This is a genomic window from Undibacterium sp. RTI2.2, assembly GCF_035018705.1.
GTDB lineage: Bacteria > Pseudomonadota > Gammaproteobacteria > Burkholderiales > Burkholderiaceae_D > Undibacterium.
On sequence record NZ_JASJXN010000001.1, the window covers coordinates 234745 to 252242 of the forward strand.

The following is a 17498-nucleotide window of genomic DNA, read 5'->3' on the forward strand; positions in this document are numbered from 1 at the left end:
AAAGCTGATAACTCGTCGCAGTATTAAACTTCTTGCCAGACAAACGACGATTGATGGGGAAGTAAAAATGAAAAAGACTATAGCGTTATCGGTAGTAACAGCTGCGCTGTTAAGCATGTTTTCTGCAACTGCATGTGCACAAGAAAGTCCTTGGTTGGTACGAGTCAGGGCAGAGCATTTGTCGACCGCAAATAAGTCAGATCCTATTGGTGGAGTTGGTCCAGCCGACCGGTTAGAGGTTTCTGACAAAACGATTCCTGAGTTGGATATTTCTTACTTTTTTAGTCCAAATATTGCAGCAGAATTAGTACTGACTTATCCGCAAAAACATGATGTTTATCTCGATGGTACAAATATCGGTAGCTTTAAACATTTACCTCCGACTTTGCTGATTCAATATCATTTTTTACCTGATGCGCAGTTTAGTCCTTATCTTGGTGCTGGTATAAATTACACTCGAATTTCTGACGTGAATCTGCTTAACGGCACAGGTTCTTTGGAAAACAGCAGCGTCGGTCTAGCGTTACAGGCAGGCGTGGATTACAAGATAGACAAACGATGGTCAATTAATGCTGATATCAAAAAGGTGCAGATACGTAGCGATGTATTTATTTCTGGTGCCAAAATCAGCGCAGTAAAGGTCGACCCTTTGATGATCGCTGTTGGGCTAGGTTATCGCTTCTAAATAATCTCCAGAGGCACATGGAGCGCTGTTCTAAAAGAAATTCCGGGTTGATAGGCAATCGAGGCATAGTCTCGATTGCCTATTTCTGATTAAGGACAATCGATTAATGCCATGCTGTTGGAAAAATAAGGATATACATCCACCTTCTTAGGGTAATTTGAGTTCAGAGACCGCTTTCATATTGCAATAATTTAAATAAAATTTAGCGATGCATTTGCGCTAAACTCAATTCATTGATTACAGTCTCAGGGTTGCAACTTATGAACGTACATCTTCCTCATCTGGCTACGCCAGCAAGCACCTCAACGATCCCACCACTTAAATTGCAAGATATTCGGATTCACTGTGCCGCCTGTAGTCTGCATCAATTATGCCTTCCCATGGGATTGGCCGAAGCGGATATGGATAAGTTGGACAGCATCATTGGCCGTAGAAGACGGATCAAGCGGGATGATGCCTTGTATCGCATGGGTGAACCGTTCACCAATTTATACGCGATCCGGGTTGGGCATTTTAAAACCTCTCAAACAAACTCTATCGGTCAGCAACATATAACCGGCTTTCAAATGGCTGGCGAATTGCTAGGGATGGACGCGATTGGTAGTAACGCTCATCATTGTGAGGCAATTGCACTGGAAGACAGCGAGGTGTGTGAGATACCGTTTAATAGCCTGGAGCATCTATTTGGTGAAGTACCAACCTTACTGAGCCATTTTCACCGCATCATGAGTCGTGAAATTAATCGAGAGCAAAACGTGATGTTGCTGTTGGGTAGCATGCGTGCCGACCAGAAATTTGCTGCTTTTTTGGTGAATCTATCCTCGCGCTATGCTGCGCGAGGATATTCGGCAACACGTTTTCAACTTCGCATGTCACGCGAAGAAATCGGCGGCTATCTTGGCTTGACGATAGAAAGCGTCAGTCGCCTGCTAAGCAAATTTAAAAAGTTAGAGCTGCTTTCAGTCGATCAGCGCGATATCGAACTCCTGCAATTACTTACCTTAAAATCAATTGCGGCAGGTACTGATCATTGTGCTTAGACCTTACCTACGTATTGTTTAAGTATTGTTTGAGTCGAGCTTGATGCCAGCATTTTTTTATCTGCTTCATTTTATTTTTCTTCAGAAAATGTCAGTCTTCCTATTCAACTCAACGCAGGCTTGTACTAAAAAGAGGGTTGGCTCTTAATACTGCTATCAGAATTAGCCACTAGCAAATAGCAGGTAAGCGCGCTGGATAATGCACAACATATCCAGAAGCTAAAAAATCCTAATGTATAGATGGCGGGTCTGGATAACTCAATCGGCACGCCAGAAAACACCAGGTCATGCGGATCAAAAATAGAAAAGAACAAACCTTCGGCAGCAACCGCAACCAAAAAAGATGACCATAATATTGCTATAGCGCGTCGCATGTTTGTCTCCTTTGTTATTGTAAAAACTGCCGACCAGTTTGTTGGCTTACTTGCGTATTCAATCAAAGCGGATCTAGGACGATTGCTTGCTGTAAGGGCCAGTTCCAGACTCCACTAAGACGCCATTGCTTAGGCTGATCTTCTAGCGTGACTTGCCAGGCTGCTTTATCTAATAACGGTAGTGCTAAAGAAAAATTACCGGATTCATCTACTGGTGTTTTGATCGCCAGATCTTTAGATGGTTGAGTAGGGTGAACCAATTTCATCGTTAAGATACCGGTTGATATTTTTTGATCGCTACTGAGTTTTCCTTTAATGATCCCGCTCGCAGCATCGTATTGTATGGATGCGTTTAACTTTAATGCCGCAGCCACCTTGTCACGCCGCAGGTCCTGATTGATTGCCTGGCCTTCTCTATAATAATCATCCACCACCATCGCATCTTGTTCTCGGAAGGCGATCGACACCATATACGAGCCGGCAACCACTGCAACAATCGGTGGCGCTAACAGGAACCAAAGCCAGATTTGTTTAAACCAAGGTGCTTGCTTAGTGTTGATAGAGATGGGTGCTGAAATAGGTGAGGTCGACATCACACGCTCCTAATTGTGGGGAATAATAAATACAGCTTTTTCTTTGACCTGCAAGGCCGGATTATCGATCGCTTCAAGCTGAAACCAAATTTTGTTACTACCTTGTTTGCCATGATCGTGGTCTACATGCACCCGGACTGGTATCGCTTTTGTAGTAGCTCCTGGCAGCTCGATTTGGTCGGGGCTGTCTAAACGGATTGAGTCCAGCCCCGATACTTTGATGCGATAAATATGATTTGCTTCCGCCGTGTTCATAATTTGTAGCTTATAAACATTTTCAATCACGCCTTCATTTAATTCTCTACCCATAGAGCCGCGGTCACGGATAACGTCTAGTTTTAAGGGGACACGTGTTAGTAAATTGATCGCTAATACCGATACGATGACGACCAAGATAGCGCTATAGATCAAGACTCTTGAGCGGAAGATTGACTTCAAAACCTGTTGTTCTGACAGATTATTTTTGATCGCATTTGCGGTAGAAAAACGAATCAAGCCCTTTGGTGCTCCGATCTTATCCATCACCGTATCGCAGGCGTCTACGCAGGCGGCACAGCCTATACATTCGTATTGCAGGCCGTCCCGGATATCGATACCGGTCGGGCATACCTGAACGCAAATTGAGCAATCGATACACGATCCAAGCACAGGATTTTTAGCTGTCTTTGTGCTACGCGGTTCCCCGCGCTGCTGATCGTAGGTCACGATCAACGTGTCCTGGTCAAACATCACACTTTGGAAGCGTGCATACGGGCACATGTATTTACACACTTGCTCACGCATCCACCCCGCATTACCATAAGTTGCCAGCGCATAAAATAAAACCCAGAATAATTCCCATGGTCCCAGTGTGACTAATAATATTTCTTGCATCAATGTTTTGATTGGCGTGAAGTAGCCTACAAAGCTGATACCTGTCCACAAAGCGATTCCTAGCCAGATCGCATGCTTGGCACATTTTTTACTGACTTTTGCCAGCGTCCAATTTTGCTTACTTAATTTGATACGGGCGCTGCGGCTACCTTCAATCTTCCGTTCTACCCACATAAAAATTTCGGTATAAACCGTTTGTGGGCAAGCAAAGCCACACCAAAGACGGCCAGCAACCGTCGTAAATAAAAATAATGAGTAAGCGCAAATAATTAACAGAGCGGTCAGATAAATAAAATCCTGTGGCCATAGCACGATGCCAAACAAATAGAACTTCCTTGCGGCCAAATCAAACAACACCGCCTGACGATCATTCCATGCCAGCCAAGGCACACCATAAAACACCAGTTGGGTAAGCCAGACGCAAGCCCAGCGCCAGTTGGCAAAAAACCCTGTTACTTCGCGCGGATAAATGTCCTCTCTTGACGCGTACATTTTAATGGTCGCGTATTGAGGTTCTACAGGATCTGCGTGATCTCGTATTTCGGGCGGCTGTATATCAGACATAGCGCACAAGGTCCCATTGAATGATGATTAGCGAGTTCATTTTTGTGCAGCTTTTATCTCTGCTTCATTCGATAAACTCCAGACATAAGCCGCAAGCACTTGTACTTTTGCCTCACCCAAAAAATCTTTAAACGGTGGCATCGTATTTTTACGACCTTTATTAATCGTCTCCATAATCGTGTCCAGGCTGCCGCCATATAGCCAGATTTTGTCGTTCAGTGCCGGTGCACCTAAGGCTTGATTACCGATGCCGCCAGCGCTATGGCAACCAATGCAAGCGGTAAATTTAGATTTGCCAAACGCGGCTTTAATCGGGTCATGAGTAGACCCAGACAAGCTCAACACATAGTGAGCCACGTTTCTGACCTCATCATCCGTACCGACGACCGCGCCCATCGGCGGCATTTGGCCGTTACGTCCATACATGATGGTCGTTTTGATGACGTCTGGAGCGCCACCATACAGCCAGTCTTTATCCGTCAGGTTAGGAAAGCCTTTATTGCCATGCGCATCCGATCCATGGCACTGCGCACAATAGGTCAGAAATAGCCGCTCCCCAATCAGATGTGCTTGTGGATCTGCTGCTACTGCTTTCAAATCTTGATGTAAATATTTTTCAAATAGTGGGCCATATTCAGCATCGGCGATTTTCAATTCTTTTTGGTATTGCCCGCTTGATTGCCAACCCAATTTGCCGGCATAAGTTCCTAAGCCGGGATACAGATAGAGATAAATTCCGCCGAAGATAATCGTCAATACAAACAACCACATCCACCAGCGGGGAAGAGGATTATTTAACTCGCCCAAATCCTCATCCCATAGATGACCTGTCGTTTCAACAGGGCCTGGTTCCCCATTTGCATCGGTCGATATTTTGACTTTTGCTGTTGCCTGCGTCCACAGCAATACTCCGCAACCAATAATGCTTAGCACCGTCAACAGAGCAATATAAGCACCCCAAAAATCACTTGTAAAATCAGCCATGATGAGACTCCGCTGAGTGAGTACTGTCGTTACTATTAGCAGACTGTGCTTGAGGTGTGTCTGGAAGCCCATCCGCAAACTCATCTGCAAAGGGCAGATTTGCGGCCTCATCAAATGCAGTTTGTTGTTTGCCGTTATATGACCAGTACACAATGCCGAGAAATACAAGCAAACAAGCAACCGTCGTAATGCTGCGCATGTCAGTTAAGAAAGTGACGAATTCCATTTTTATCTCCTGCTCTTAATTAAGATGCCCAATTCTTGAAGATAGGCAATCAGTGCGTCTTGCTCTGTTTTTCCTTCTAAGGCCTCCGGTGCGTGCAGAATCTCGTCGTCGGTGTAGGGATCGCCCAAGCGTTTTAAAGCACGCATTTTGGGTGCGATATCAGCGGGGTCGAGTTTGGTCTTAGCAAGCCATGGATAGCCAGGCATATTCGATTCTGGTACCAGGTCACGCGGGTTGTTTAAATGCGTTTGATGCCATTCATCGCTATATCTGCCACCGACCCGCGCCAGATCAGGACCAGTACGTTTTGATCCCCATTGAAAAGGCCTGTCATAGACAGACTCGCCAGCGACCGAATAATGTCCGTAACGCTCGGTCTCGGCACGGAAAGGGCGGATCATTTGCGAGTGACAGTTGTAGCAACCCTCACGTATATAAATATCCCTGCCGGTCAGTCGCAGTGCCGAATAAGGTTTCAGCCCCGTGACTGGTTCGGTCGTCGATTTTTGGAAAAATAGCGGTACGATTTCTACCAGACCACCAAAGCTGACAACCAACACAATCAGTACGATTAATAACCATGGATTTTTTTCTATCCACTCATGTGAGAACTTCGGTGAGAACTTCGATGACAACTTAGAAGGGGACTTCATTGATTACTCCTCAATACTGTTATTTGCTGTTGGGACTGAGTTCATTCAGCAAGGCGAATCAAGCTAAGCATGCGCACCAGCAAAGACAGGGATGCGGGTATTTACCGGCTGACTATCACGCATCGTCATAAACACGTTAAATGCCATCATCAACATGCCGCTCAGGTACAACAAACCGCCACTAAATCTCACTACGTAATATGGATAAGTCGCTTTCACGCTCTCTACAAAGGTGTAGGTCAAGGTGCCGTCAGGATTGACTGCACGCCACATCAAGCCTTGCATCACACCGGCAATCCACATAGCAGCGATATATAAAACGATACCGACGGTGGCGACCCAGAAGTGGAGTTCTATCAAGGACTTACTCCACATTTCTACTTTTCCAGAGAGGCGAGGGATCATGTAATACATCGAACCCATCGTGATAAAGCCAACCCAACCCAAAGCGCCTGAATGCACATGACCTATCGTCCAGTCGGTGTAATGCGATAAAGCATTGACCGTTTTGATCGACATCATCGGACCTTCAAAGGTAGACATACCGTAAAAGGATAGCGATACCACCAGAAATTTAAGAATTGGATCGGTACGCAATTTGTGCCATGCGCCAGACAAGGTCATGATGCCGTTGATCATGCCGCCCCACGAAGGTGCCAGCAGTATCAGAGAGAACACCATGCCTATCGATTGTGTCCAATCGGGCAAAGCGGTGTAATGCAAATGATGCGGACCCGCCCACATATACGTGAAGATCAGCGCCCAGAAATGGACGATAGAAAGACGATATGAATACACAGGACGCTCCGCCTGTTTAGGAATGAAGTAGTACATCATTCCCAGGAAGCCCGCCGTCAAAAAGAAGCCGACCGCATTGTGGCCGTACCACCATTCAATCATCGCATCTTGTACGCCGGAATAAGCAGAATAGGATTTGGTCAGCGAGACAGGCATCGCAGCGCTATTCACAATATGTAATAACGCGACTGTCAGAATAAACGCACCGAAGAACCAGTTAGCAACGTAGATATGCGGCACTTTACGCTTAAGCAGAGTACCAAAAAATACCACTGCATATGACACCCAGACCACCGCCAGCAACAGATCGATAGGCCACTCTAGCTCAGCGTATTCTTTACCTTGAGTCATCCCCAAAGGTAACGTAATCGCTGCCAGCACAATCACCAGCTGCCAGCCCCAGAAAGTAAAAGCAGCCAAGCCATCGGAGAATAATCTGACCTGACAAGTGCGCTGCACGACATAAAACGAGGTCGCCATTAATGCGCTACCGCCAAAGGCAAAAATCACCGCATTAGTATGTAGCGGACGCAAGCGACCGTAGGTAAGCCAAGGGATGTCAAAATTCAGTTCTGGCCATGCCAGCTGAGCGGCAATCAGCGCACCAACCAGCATACCGACCACACCCCAAACAATAGTCGCGACAGAAAACTGCTGCACGACTTTGTAGTTATAGTTTAGTGCTTTGTCCACTCAGATTCTCCCAGGATATTTCGATCATGGAAGTAGCATAAGTGGCGATTGATAAAGATTCCTTGATGTGTATCAAGTAAGGTTCAACTTGTCGCTATTGATGTAGAGATTAATGCGTATTTAGTCTGATGGCGCAAACAAGATCGCATTAAAAGCAATCTGCCTGGATTGATGTGGTATGTATTTTGTTAGAAGCTCAATTCTTTTGTATGTCATTCCAACATGGGTTTAGCTGGAATCCCGTGTCGTTAATTTCAGAATGAGGTCGCTAATTTCTAGCCATGTTTTTCTGTCCATATAGGTCGCGCAAAAAACGTCGCCGGAGTCCGGCTAAAACGATACCGGAGTGACGTTCTACTGATTTCGAACAGTATTAGCATTTAATCTGAAAGTAGCCCGCAAATATATATACTCCCATTAAAAAATATAAAAATAGCTAAATTGTCCATTAAATATATGGACATCTAGAATATACATGGTAGGAGTATAAATTTATGTAATGGATGTTTTGAATCTGAATCCACATCGGCACAGTCAATGCGACGAATAGTTTTGTGAGCGTATCTGTTAAAAAAATAGTTTGAAGAGGCCTTTGAATTTAGCTCCGAAGATAGCTTTGAAGAAGGATTTGAAGGTGAGCTTACAACTGTTTAAGGTGGATTTTCTGATGGCTTGATTACCGCTTCTGTCGGTATTTCTGCCAATGTCTGCGCTGGTACTTCAGGATTATCATCATCTTGCAAAATTCTCAGAGCAGGACCAACCATGTCGTCAAACTGACCACTGTCCGACATCTTAACAAATACCCAAATTGAAAAAAATACGATGAGTACGCTGACCGGAATGAGCAAATAAAGTGATTCCATTTTAGTTTTCAGATTTCAGGCGATGGTGTTGATGTCGTCAGCGTTATCAGGCGATTTTTTTCTACACTCATTTTTTCTAAGTTAAGTTTTTCTGAGTTAAGCTTTTCTAAGTTCGATGCTAGCGTTGCCTCACGCGATTTGGGCAAGCGATGCAAACGCAGGGCATTGAGTACAACCACCATCGAACTAATCGTCATGCCCACGCCAGAGATGAGCGGCGGCAAATAACCGAACGCAGCCGCAGGTATGACAATCAAATTATAGATACTCGCCCAGACCAAATTTTGCCGGATAATCGCCGTAGTTTTTTTGGCGTGATTGATGGTATCAATTAAGGCACTCAGCTTATCCGATAGTAATACAGCATCTGCGCTGACTTGCGCCAGCGAGCTTCCGCCACCCATCGCAAACGAGATATCTGCTGCACTGAGCACGGCAGCATCGTTGATGCCATCACCTACCATCGCCACCACTGCACCTGCGTGTTGTAGTGTCTGGATAAATTGCAATTTTTGTTCTGGCAGGCGATTGCCATATGCCTCAGTAATCCCCGACTGGCGGGCGATGGACTCCACTATATTTTGATCATCGCCGCTCAGCAAGATGATTTTTTTGCCCATCGTTTGCAATTGTCTGATCGTCTCCAAAGCGTCATTACGCAAAGTATCTTGCAAATCAAAGCGAGCTAGTAATTCAAACTGATTTGCCAGATAAACTGATGTCACCTCCGGTAGCGTGGGATCGATCAATTTTTTGCCGAGCAGGTCTTCAATAAAATGTTGATTCCCAATTCTGTAGGTAATACCGTCTTTGCTTGCCTGCAAACCTTGACCTGGTTTGGAGTTGATATCGGCGATATGGATTGCATAGTCCAGCGCCGCATTAGCATCAGGCTTGACCAGATTTTTTATTGCAGCAGCCTGCAGCGCGCGGGTGATTGCATGGGCGATCGCGTGCGAGCTGGCTTGCTCTAAGCTAGCAGCCAGTTGCAGGCATTGATCTCCGGTCATTGCGCCAAATGTGTGTGTGGATTGCACTGTTGGCTTGCCTTGGGTCAGCGTACCTGTTTTATCAAATACAACATGGCTGACATGGGTCATGGTTTCTAATGTGGCTGATCGCATAATCAGGACGCCTTGTTTTAACAGGCGATCAGTAGCCGACGCCAGGGCGGTGGGTGTCGCCAGCGACAGGGCACAAGGGCAGGAGGCAATTAATACTGCAATCGTAACCGGCCAGGCTTGCGCCGGATCAACCAAGTACCAGATACAAAAAACGAATAGGGCAAAAACCAGCAGAGAGGTCACAAACCTGGAGGCGATTTTATCTACCCATAGCAGCATGTGTGGCTTAGTTGCGCTAGCATTTTCCGTTAGCCGGATGATGACGGCAAGATGGCTGTCGGCAGCACAGCGGCTGACTTTGGCGATGATGGTTTGCTCCATATTGATGGCGCCGCCGGGCAGTTCGTCATTGGTATTTTTGCTGAGTGGCTTACTTTCTCCACTTAATAGCGAGGCGTCTATCGTCGTGCTGCCTTCAATAATTATGCTATCGGTCGCGATCACATCGCCTTGCCGTATCAGAACAATATCGCCAGCATGTAGCTCGCTTGCCGCTACCAGTTCGCTACTGTGATGATGCGGATAATCTTGCAGCCGCGTCGCTGTTACAGGTAATGCATGCTGTAGTTTTTCTAATCCGTCAAAGGCTTTACGTCTAGCACGTAACTCCAGATAGCGACTGCACAACAGCAGAAAGATGAACATAGTGACCGAATCAAAATATACATCTCCTTGCTGACGATAAGTCGCCACGGCGCTGGCAAAGAACGCTGCTAGCAATCCTATACTGACCGGCACATCCATACCCATTTGACGGGTTTTAATATTGAACCAGGCACCCTTAAAAAAAGGCTGTGCCGAATAGCCGATAGCAGGCAAGGTCAACAGCAGGCTTGCCCAACGTAGCAGAGCGATGTGATCTGCTTCTATCTCACCCGGATGAGAAAAATATAAAGGGAAGGTGTACATCATCACCTGCATCATTGACAAGCCAGCGATAAATAGCTGACGGAATAATTGCTTGCTATGGCGACGAATTAACTCACCATGTTTGAGTGCCTCAAACGGATGCGCGGTATAGCCAATTTCGCGTAAGGTCGAAATGATCTGGCTCGGTTGGCAGAGTGACGTATCCCAGCGCAGCGATAATTTTTCGCTGGAGACATTCAGGTCGGCGCTCAGGATACCCGGCAGCTTACTCAAGCGCCGTTCAATTAGCCAGACGCAAGCAGCGCAACGTATGCCTTCAATCGAAAAAATAGCGCTCGTGATGCTGGTATTTTCTGCCGTAGTTTTTCTATCTGCCAGTGAGTTGTCACTAGTGATTTGAGCAGACTGATTTTGACCGACATCGTAAGCACGCAGTTGTGCCGGAACAATAGTATCTATCTTGTCCGCCGCCAGCGAATACGCACTGCGCGTCAGATAATAATCCTCGCAGCCGCTGGCAACGATGGCTTCTGCCACAGCCTGGCAACCCGGACAGCACATTGCTTGGCTAAGACCGTTAATTGTGGCTGTCCAATATGTTGCCGCAGGTACTGGTTCACCACAATGAAAACAATCGTGACTGGCATGTACAGTGTTCATCACAGACCTGCTTTGCGTGGAGTTATTGGGATGAATGTAGTGTTGGGTGCAGGAGGATTAATACAGAAAGCATCAAGCCACAAGGCATGCTGACCGGAGTGAACAGAAAATGCGCGGAACAATCCTAGTAGTCCAAATAAACATAGCAGCGATCCTGCAAACAAGCGCCATTTTTTATTTTGTAAATGTGACTTGAGCTTTATACCGAGCTTTGCTCCCAACGTTGATCCAACCGCTGCCATCAATAGCAGCGTCGGCAAAGTACCTAGACCAAAAGCCAGCATCACCATTGCACCCGAGTACGCCGATCCGGACAACATAGCGGTGAATAGGATGGAATACACCATGCCACACGGCAGCCAACCCCATAATGCACCCATTGCAAAAGCTTTAGGGTTGCTATCCAAAGGTAATAAGCGTCGCGTCAAAGGGCTGATGCGCCGCCATACCGATTGGCCTAGTAACTCCAGTTTGCTAATCCCGCGCCAGATGTCCATCATGTACAAACCGATTGCCAGCAGGACGAAGTTCGCCATCCAGTAAAAACCATTTTGCAGCGATGTCAGGGTGGACAATGTAAACAGACTCAGCAGTCCGCTGCCAACGCTACCTGCAATCACACCAGCCAGCATATAGCTAGAAATTCTGCCACTGTTGTAGCTGATTGCACGGGTGGCGTAGTCAAATGCCGAGGCGTGTGCCGCTGTTGCTGTGGTAGCCTCGCTAGTCTCTAAGCTCATGCGATTCAGATCGCCAGACTGGTTGGCAGAAACAAGCCGGAGAGGGAAGACCCGTTGCTTTTTTATACCCGTCTTGGATAACTTGCTCGATGCCATAGAAAAAGCACCGACAATCCCGCCGCACATGCCAACACAATGGACGCTACCAATCAGTCCGGTCAGGAAAACAGGGAGCAGGTTGATGCTTGTCATATCGTCGTAGAAAAACGTATCGTTTCTGCCGGAGGATGATTTTTTTTATCGCGCAGATAATGATCAAAGACCATACAAATATTTCTGATCAACAGTCGCCCTTTGTCGGTGACACACAAACAATCATTCTCAAATTGAATCAGGCCATCTAGCTGAAATTGCTGCAGCTCCGCCAACTCGTCCGCAAAATAATCGCTAAAGACGATAGGGTAAGACAGTTCAATCAAGCTAAATGAGACTTCAAAATGACACATCAGACTTTGAATCACAGCCCGTCGTATTAAGTCATCCATATTCAGACGCAAGCCTTTTGCCATTGGCAATTCACCCTGATCTAATCTGGCGTAATACGCATCCAAGGTCTTTTCATTTTGGCTGTAAGTCGTGCCGATGGTACTGATGGCCGACACGCCGCAAGCGATCATGTCTGCATCTGCATGGGTTGAGTAACCCTGAAAATTTCTATGCAAGCGTCCCTGTTGCTGCGCGATGGCCAGATCATCGGTTGGCTTGGCAAAATGATCCATCCCGATATACACATAGCCCGCCGCAGTCAAACGATTAATGCACAAATGCAGCATGTCCAGCTTGCTGTCCGCGCTAGGTAAATCCGATTCGTTGATCCGTCGTTGCGGTTTAAACAGGTGCGGCAAATGAGCGTAGTTATAAATCGCAATCCGGTCTGGTGAGGCAGCAATCACTTTTATCAAAGTGCGCTCCATGCTGGCTACATTTTGTTTCGGTAAGCCGTAAATCAGATCGATGCTGACCGAGCGGAAACCCGCACCCCGCGCCGCATCAATGATGGCGACTGTCTCTTCCTCTGGCTGGATACGATTGACGGCTTCTTGCACTTCAGGCTCAAAATCTTGTACCCCAAGACTGATGCGATTAAACCCTTGATTACGTAAAGTTCTGACACGTTGCGGCGTCACCGTACGGGGATCAACTTCGATTGAGTATTCACCCACCTCATCTGATGCCAGCTTAAACCAGCGGCGGATATGCGCCAGCAAATCATCCATCTGCTCATCGTTGAGGTAGGTGGGGGTACCTCCACCGAAATGTAATTGTTCCACCTGATTGATGCCGCTAAACAGCTTGCCTTGCATTTCAATTTCTTGTTTTAAGTAACCCAGATATGTGGCAGCCTTGCTCCTGTCCTTCGTCACAATTTTATTGCAGGCACAGTAGTAGCAAATCGTGTCACAGAAAGGAATATGGATATACAACGACAAAGGACGCGCACCCTGAACCCGCACACTGGCAACTGCATGCAGATAGTCCCAAGATGTGAACTGGGTTGATAACTGATCGGCAGTCGGGTAGGACGTATAACGCGGTCCGGATTGTTTCATCTTACGGATAAGGTCAGCATCAAAGTCGATGCCATGTGCTGTGCTGATGGTTAAGTTGCCGGCTGCCATAGTGATTTCCTGCCATGTTCCAAACGGGTGAGTACGTAGGTGCACGCGTGCGGGCATGCATAAGATGGATGGAGTTTAGTCAGCTTGCTTACGAATCACTTTGATGTAAATCAAAACGGAGTAAGTTAATCTGACTGGCAGGGAATGCTTGGACGTGTGGTTAGATAAAATCAGACCAATAGTGGGTGAGGCTGAGCTGCTCAGTTTTACCTGTCATTCACAGGCGTGTAAATTTTATACTGGTAATGAGTATATTTTATTGTCTAGGTAATCATTGGACAATAAGAGATATTTATTAAAATTGATGGGGAGTATATGGTTTTTGGACGTAGCAAAGGCTCGTCTAAAGCTTTGCTGCTATGCCATTTTCCAGATGATGTAATAACTGACTAGTGACCATCACAATCGCTTGCTCATTGCTGATATCAACTTGCTGGTCAATCGCCAGCGACGCTAGACCATGGACCATTGCCCAGCACGATAACGCTAACATCTCTGTGGACGAGGCGACCAGATCGCCGCTGCCAACCGCGAGCACAACCAAATCCACCATGACAGCTTTGCATTGATCCCCAGCTTGCCGAAGCTGCTCATAGCGGGTTGAATCGACTCGGTCTGCGGTAAACATCAGCCGAAAAAGATGCGGCTGTTGTATCGCAAACCGGACGTAGGCAATCCCCACATTTTTTAACGCGTCGCCCATGTTTTTACTATTGGGCTTTTTTTTAGCTACCTCCATCGCCTCAGTCAGCTGCTCAAATCCAAATACCGCAAGCTCGGCAAGCAGTGCTTCTCTCGTCGGAAAATGGCGCAATGGTGCTGAATGAGACACGCCAATTTCGCGCGCCAGATTCCGCAGGCTGATTGCCTGCGATCCTCCTGCTGTCAGTGTAGTAAGTGCCTGATCAATTAAGGAGCGGCGCAGATCTTTGTGGTGATAGCTTTTAGCGTTTTCGGTAGACATAGGATTTTTAATTTTAAGGCTGCATGTTGACACCACCTACATTCCATGTCAATAATGTTGTCGTTGCCTACATTGAGGGGATTGTGATGAAAAATAAAATTTGGATTAGCCTATGTCTATTGGCAGTGAGCGCTATGACCTTGTGTAGCTGCGAATATCTTGCCATTCGTGCCGCTGCGGATAAGCAGGCTTCGATAAAGCGCCTACCATCTGCTGAAAACGCCGACGCGCTATTCTGGAAAATTCTGCATAACGGAGATTACGCAGAGATTGAGGGTGCCTTAAACACGCTGACCGCTGCGTACATCGACAACCCTTCCGATGCAACCACGGCCGCCCATATTGGCTGGCTCCACATCTGGCGGCTATCGGAACGCTCACGTTTAGACAAGGTTCCCCCAAGCATTATTAATGACGCTACACTTGCCCGCCGATTTTTCGAGGAAGCGGTAGCACTCAAACCAGAAGACGCACGCTTCCTCGGATTTTTAGGAAGCGCGACGCTGGCAGAAGGATCTATCCATAAAAATGAAAAAGAGATACGCGAGGGCTATTACACCTTACGCCACAGTATTGATGCATGGCCTGAGTTCAATTTATTTACAGCCGGTTACGTACTGAGCCGGACGCCTGCTGACTCGCCTCAATTTAAAGAGGGATTAGATTGGCAATGGAAAAATGCCGACCTATGCGCTGGTGAAACGGTGGACAGAAATAACCCCTCATTCAAAAAATATATGGCGCTGGAAACAACAACCGGTAATAAACGCGTCTGCTGGAACTCATGGATTGCGCCCCATAACTTTGAGGGATTTTTTATGAATATGGGGGACATGCTAGTCAAAGCAGGAAACTGGCAAACCGCACAGCAAGTCTATGCCAATGCCCGCTTATCAAAGACCTATTCAAGCTGGACTTATAAAGACGAACTAGAAAGCCGGATTAAGAACGCAGAAGAAAATGGCGAGAAATTTAGACGCCTGGACACGGCGGTTCAAAGCGATCAAAAAATGATGATCAGCAGCAGCCATGCTTGTATGGCTTGCCATAAGAATTAGTGGATGTCGTAAGCATAGACTTACTGGGTTTGCTAAAGCTTAGAAAAAATCAAGCAAACACTACACACGATAAGAGTTTAAAAAATGATGATCGTACATAGTGAATGGCAATCCCAGTTTTTTTGGATAGGTAACAAATTGCCGGAAAATAGTTGAGTGTGTAGTTATGCAAAATCAGGCCGATATTTAGTTATGTCGGTACTGATATTGGAGCAGAACGTTGACGCTATTTTTGTGGAGTTAATGTTTCATTTAGTCTGAGATTGATATTTGACTTTTTTATACTAGTAACGAGTATTTTTTATTGTCTATGTAATCATTGGGCAATGAGGAGTTTTTATTGGAAATGATGGGGAGTATATGATATTTATGGGCGATTCTCAGAGTAAATGTTGATGCTTATACATTGATGCTCGAAAGAGATAGGTCGTCATTCCGGCGTGGTTTAAGCCGGAATCCAGCGACATTTATTGCACTTTAGGAAAATTCCATCACATCTGACCGGGAAGACAGCAAGAAGGTGCGGAGCGAAGCCTAGTTTTGCTATTTAGTTGGATAGACAACAGCCGCACATCCTTTGTAAAAAATCGAACGTCGGCTGAGCTTTTCAAGTCTTTAGCTGCGTTTTAACGTTGAGCAGTTCGCGCAAATACAGATAAAATTCAACTACCCAACTCCAGTTACCCAACACCCCACTCAATGCGACATCAACACAGGCAAAGTCATCGTTGCCAAAACTGTCTTAGTCGCGCCGCCCAATAAAATTTCGCGGAAGCGTGAATGTCCGTAGCCTCCCATTACTAGTAAATCTGATCCTGCGTCTGCGGCTTGTGACAGCAGTGCATTGCCTATGTCAGTCGGGACCTCATACTTGGATACATTGACCTTGATGCCGTGTCTGGCGACATAGAGTGCAATGTCGGCACCTGGTTGTTCACCGTGTCTGGCGCCGTCGCGCTCAGGATTAAAGACGACGATTTCTGCGATTTTTGCCCGGCTTAATAATGGTATTGCGGCGGTGACTGCGCGTGCTGCTTGTGTGCTTGCATCCCAGGCGATGATTGCCCGCTGGCCGACTGTTTTAAAGTGACCGGTATAGGGCACGATTAACACGGGGCGGCCGCAATTTAATAAGACCGATTCAGGGAAGTCTGGCATCACGGTGGGTGAGGGCGCTGACAAATCGGTTTGTCCGATAATTACCAGGTCGCAGTAGCGGGCTTGCATATTGATGCCGGTGGCGGCTTCGTCGTCTACGACCAGTGTTTCGTAAGATGTATATCCTAAACTCTTTACGATACTTTCAAATTCATGCAGCGCTACGCGGGCGTTGTCGCGTAATAAATCCAGATTAATCACCATACCCGGATCGACGAATAGTGGCGAGCTGTTGGCGTAGATCCAGCGTGAGATACCTGTCATCGCGACACCGACTAAGTGAGCATTCTCTTGTATGGCAATGTTGGTGGCGATGCGAATACGTTCTGCTGCGTTTCTGGATTGATCTACATGGACCAGAATAGTTTTATAGCTCATATTTTCCTCACGTAATGACGACTATTTACATCAATGCCAGCATGATTGCTAGCTTCTATTCAGCCTAGAAGTGAATCACTGCATAGTCCAGTGATACTCGGTTGATAGGCGTCATAAATACAGAAATATTGATGCAGATCAAATGCTGAAATTTTGATGCGATATTCTTGATGCAGATCAAATCTAATCGCAATTGCTTTTGCTACAGTGCGGGAATCTTGATTTTAGATTGGTGGGTATTCTCATGTTGCAAAGCGCATTTCCTCGCTTGCAGATCAAAGCGAAAAGCTTGCTGCCAATCGTGCAGGGTGGCATGGGGATTGGCGTCTCGGCGCACCGGCTGGCAGGGACTGTTGCCAGCCTCGGTGGCGTGGGTACGATTTCTAGTGTGGACTTGCGCAGGCATCATCCTGATCTGATGCAGCACACTGGTAAATGTCGTGATAAAGCAGCGATTGATGCTGTGAATCTGATTGCACTGGACCGGGAAATTACGCTGGCTGTCAAACAGCGTGCAATACTTACCAGATTAGGGGTGGAAACAGCGTCCAAAAGTTTCCACCCTAGTGTGTCACCAT

Annotated in this window: 16 protein-coding genes and 1 pseudogene; 4 read left to right on the forward strand and 13 right to left on the reverse strand. The window is 46.5% G+C overall.

Annotation, left to right across the window (positions count from 1 at the left end; all coding sequences use genetic code 11):
* Nucleotides 1-67: 67 nt before the first annotated feature.
* Both QN395_RS01045 and fnr read left to right on the forward strand, forming a co-directional pair.
* The gene (locus QN395_RS01045; RefSeq protein WP_322119334.1) at nt 68-685 is read left to right on the forward strand and encodes an OmpW/AlkL family protein; all 618 of its coding nucleotides are present in this window, start codon (nt 68-70) and stop codon (nt 683-685) included.
* 260 nt (nt 686-945) lie between these two features.
* A complete protein-coding gene (gene fnr / locus QN395_RS01050) occupies nt 946-1725 on the forward strand; it encodes a fumarate/nitrate reduction transcriptional regulator Fnr (RefSeq protein ID WP_322119333.1) in 780 nt (259 codons plus the stop codon).
* Nucleotides 1726-1850: 125 nt separating this feature from the next.
* Here the strand turns inward: fnr and QN395_RS01055 are convergent, their stop codons facing one another.
* The 12 genes from QN395_RS01055 to QN395_RS01110 form a co-directional block, all read right to left on the reverse strand.
* Nucleotides 1851-2099 carry a hypothetical protein gene (locus QN395_RS01055; protein ID WP_322119332.1) on the reverse strand — a complete coding sequence of 83 codons (249 nt, stop codon included), beginning with the start codon at nt 2097-2099 and terminating at the stop codon, nt 1851-1853.
* 62 nt (nt 2100-2161) lie between these two features.
* The gene (locus QN395_RS01060; protein WP_322119331.1) at nt 2162-2692 is read right to left on the reverse strand and encodes a FixH family protein; all 531 of its coding nucleotides are present in this window, start codon (nt 2690-2692) and stop codon (nt 2162-2164) included.
* A 9-nt stretch (nt 2693-2701) separates the two neighbouring features.
* Nucleotides 2702-4129, reverse strand: coding sequence for a cytochrome c oxidase accessory protein CcoG (gene ccoG, locus QN395_RS01065; RefSeq protein ID WP_322119330.1), 1428 nt, complete (start codon nt 4127-4129; stop codon nt 2702-2704).
* A gap of 36 nt (nt 4130-4165) precedes the next feature.
* Nucleotides 4166-5113, reverse strand: coding sequence for a cytochrome-c oxidase, cbb3-type subunit III (gene ccoP / locus QN395_RS01070; RefSeq protein ID WP_322119329.1), 948 nt, complete (start codon nt 5111-5113; stop codon nt 4166-4168).
* Nucleotides 5106-5339, reverse strand: coding sequence for a cbb3-type cytochrome c oxidase subunit 3 (locus QN395_RS01075; protein WP_322119328.1), 234 nt, complete (start codon nt 5337-5339; stop codon nt 5106-5108). Before QN395_RS01075 ends, ccoP begins: the two co-directional genes overlap by 8 nt.
* Before the next feature lie 2 nt (nt 5340-5341).
* Nucleotides 5342-5992, reverse strand: coding sequence for a cytochrome-c oxidase, cbb3-type subunit II (ccoO, locus tag QN395_RS01080; RefSeq protein WP_322119327.1), 651 nt, complete (start codon nt 5990-5992; stop codon nt 5342-5344).
* Nucleotides 5993-6055: 63 nt separating this feature from the next.
* Entirely contained in the window at nt 6056-7483 is a 1428-nt protein-coding gene (gene ccoN / locus QN395_RS01085) for a cytochrome-c oxidase, cbb3-type subunit I (protein WP_322119326.1), read from the reverse strand.
* Nucleotides 7484-8133: 650 nt separating this feature from the next.
* The gene (gene ccoS / locus QN395_RS01090) at nt 8134-8349 is read right to left on the reverse strand and encodes a cbb3-type cytochrome oxidase assembly protein CcoS (protein WP_322119325.1); all 216 of its coding nucleotides are present in this window, start codon (nt 8347-8349) and stop codon (nt 8134-8136) included.
* An 8-nt stretch (nt 8350-8357) separates the two neighbouring features.
* Nucleotides 8358-11003: a heavy metal translocating P-type ATPase gene (locus tag QN395_RS01095; RefSeq protein WP_322119324.1), complete on the reverse strand. Its 2646-nt coding sequence runs from the start codon at nt 11001-11003 to the stop codon at nt 8358-8360.
* Complete coding sequence (locus tag QN395_RS01100; RefSeq protein ID WP_322119323.1) at nt 11003-11935, reverse strand: sulfite exporter TauE/SafE family protein; 933 nt, start codon at nt 11933-11935, stop codon at nt 11003-11005. Before QN395_RS01100 ends, QN395_RS01095 begins: the two co-directional genes overlap by 1 nt.
* Nucleotides 11932-13362 carry an oxygen-independent coproporphyrinogen III oxidase gene (gene hemN / locus QN395_RS01105; RefSeq protein ID WP_322119322.1) on the reverse strand — a complete coding sequence of 477 codons (1431 nt, stop codon included), beginning with the start codon at nt 13360-13362 and terminating at the stop codon, nt 11932-11934. Before hemN ends, QN395_RS01100 begins: the two co-directional genes overlap by 4 nt.
* Nucleotides 13363-13705: 343 nt before the next feature.
* A complete protein-coding gene (locus tag QN395_RS01110; RefSeq protein WP_322119321.1) occupies nt 13706-14326 on the reverse strand; it encodes a TetR/AcrR family transcriptional regulator in 621 nt (206 codons plus the stop codon).
* A gap of 86 nt (nt 14327-14412) precedes the next feature.
* Here QN395_RS01110 and QN395_RS01115 point away from each other — a divergent pair, with 86 nt between their 5' ends.
* Nucleotides 14413-15384 (forward strand): hypothetical protein, encoded by a 972-nt coding sequence (locus QN395_RS01115; RefSeq protein WP_322119320.1) that lies wholly within the window; start codon nt 14413-14415, stop codon nt 15382-15384.
* 696 nt (nt 15385-16080) lie between these two features.
* Here QN395_RS01115 and QN395_RS01120 read toward each other — a convergent pair.
* Nucleotides 16081-16920 carry a universal stress protein gene (locus QN395_RS01120; protein ID WP_322119319.1) on the reverse strand — a complete coding sequence of 280 codons (840 nt, stop codon included), beginning with the start codon at nt 16918-16920 and terminating at the stop codon, nt 16081-16083.
* A gap of 244 nt (nt 16921-17164) precedes the next feature.
* Here QN395_RS01120 and QN395_RS01125 point away from each other — a divergent pair.
* A pseudogene (locus QN395_RS01125) lies at nt 17165-17498 on the forward strand (hypothetical protein); the annotation flags it as partial.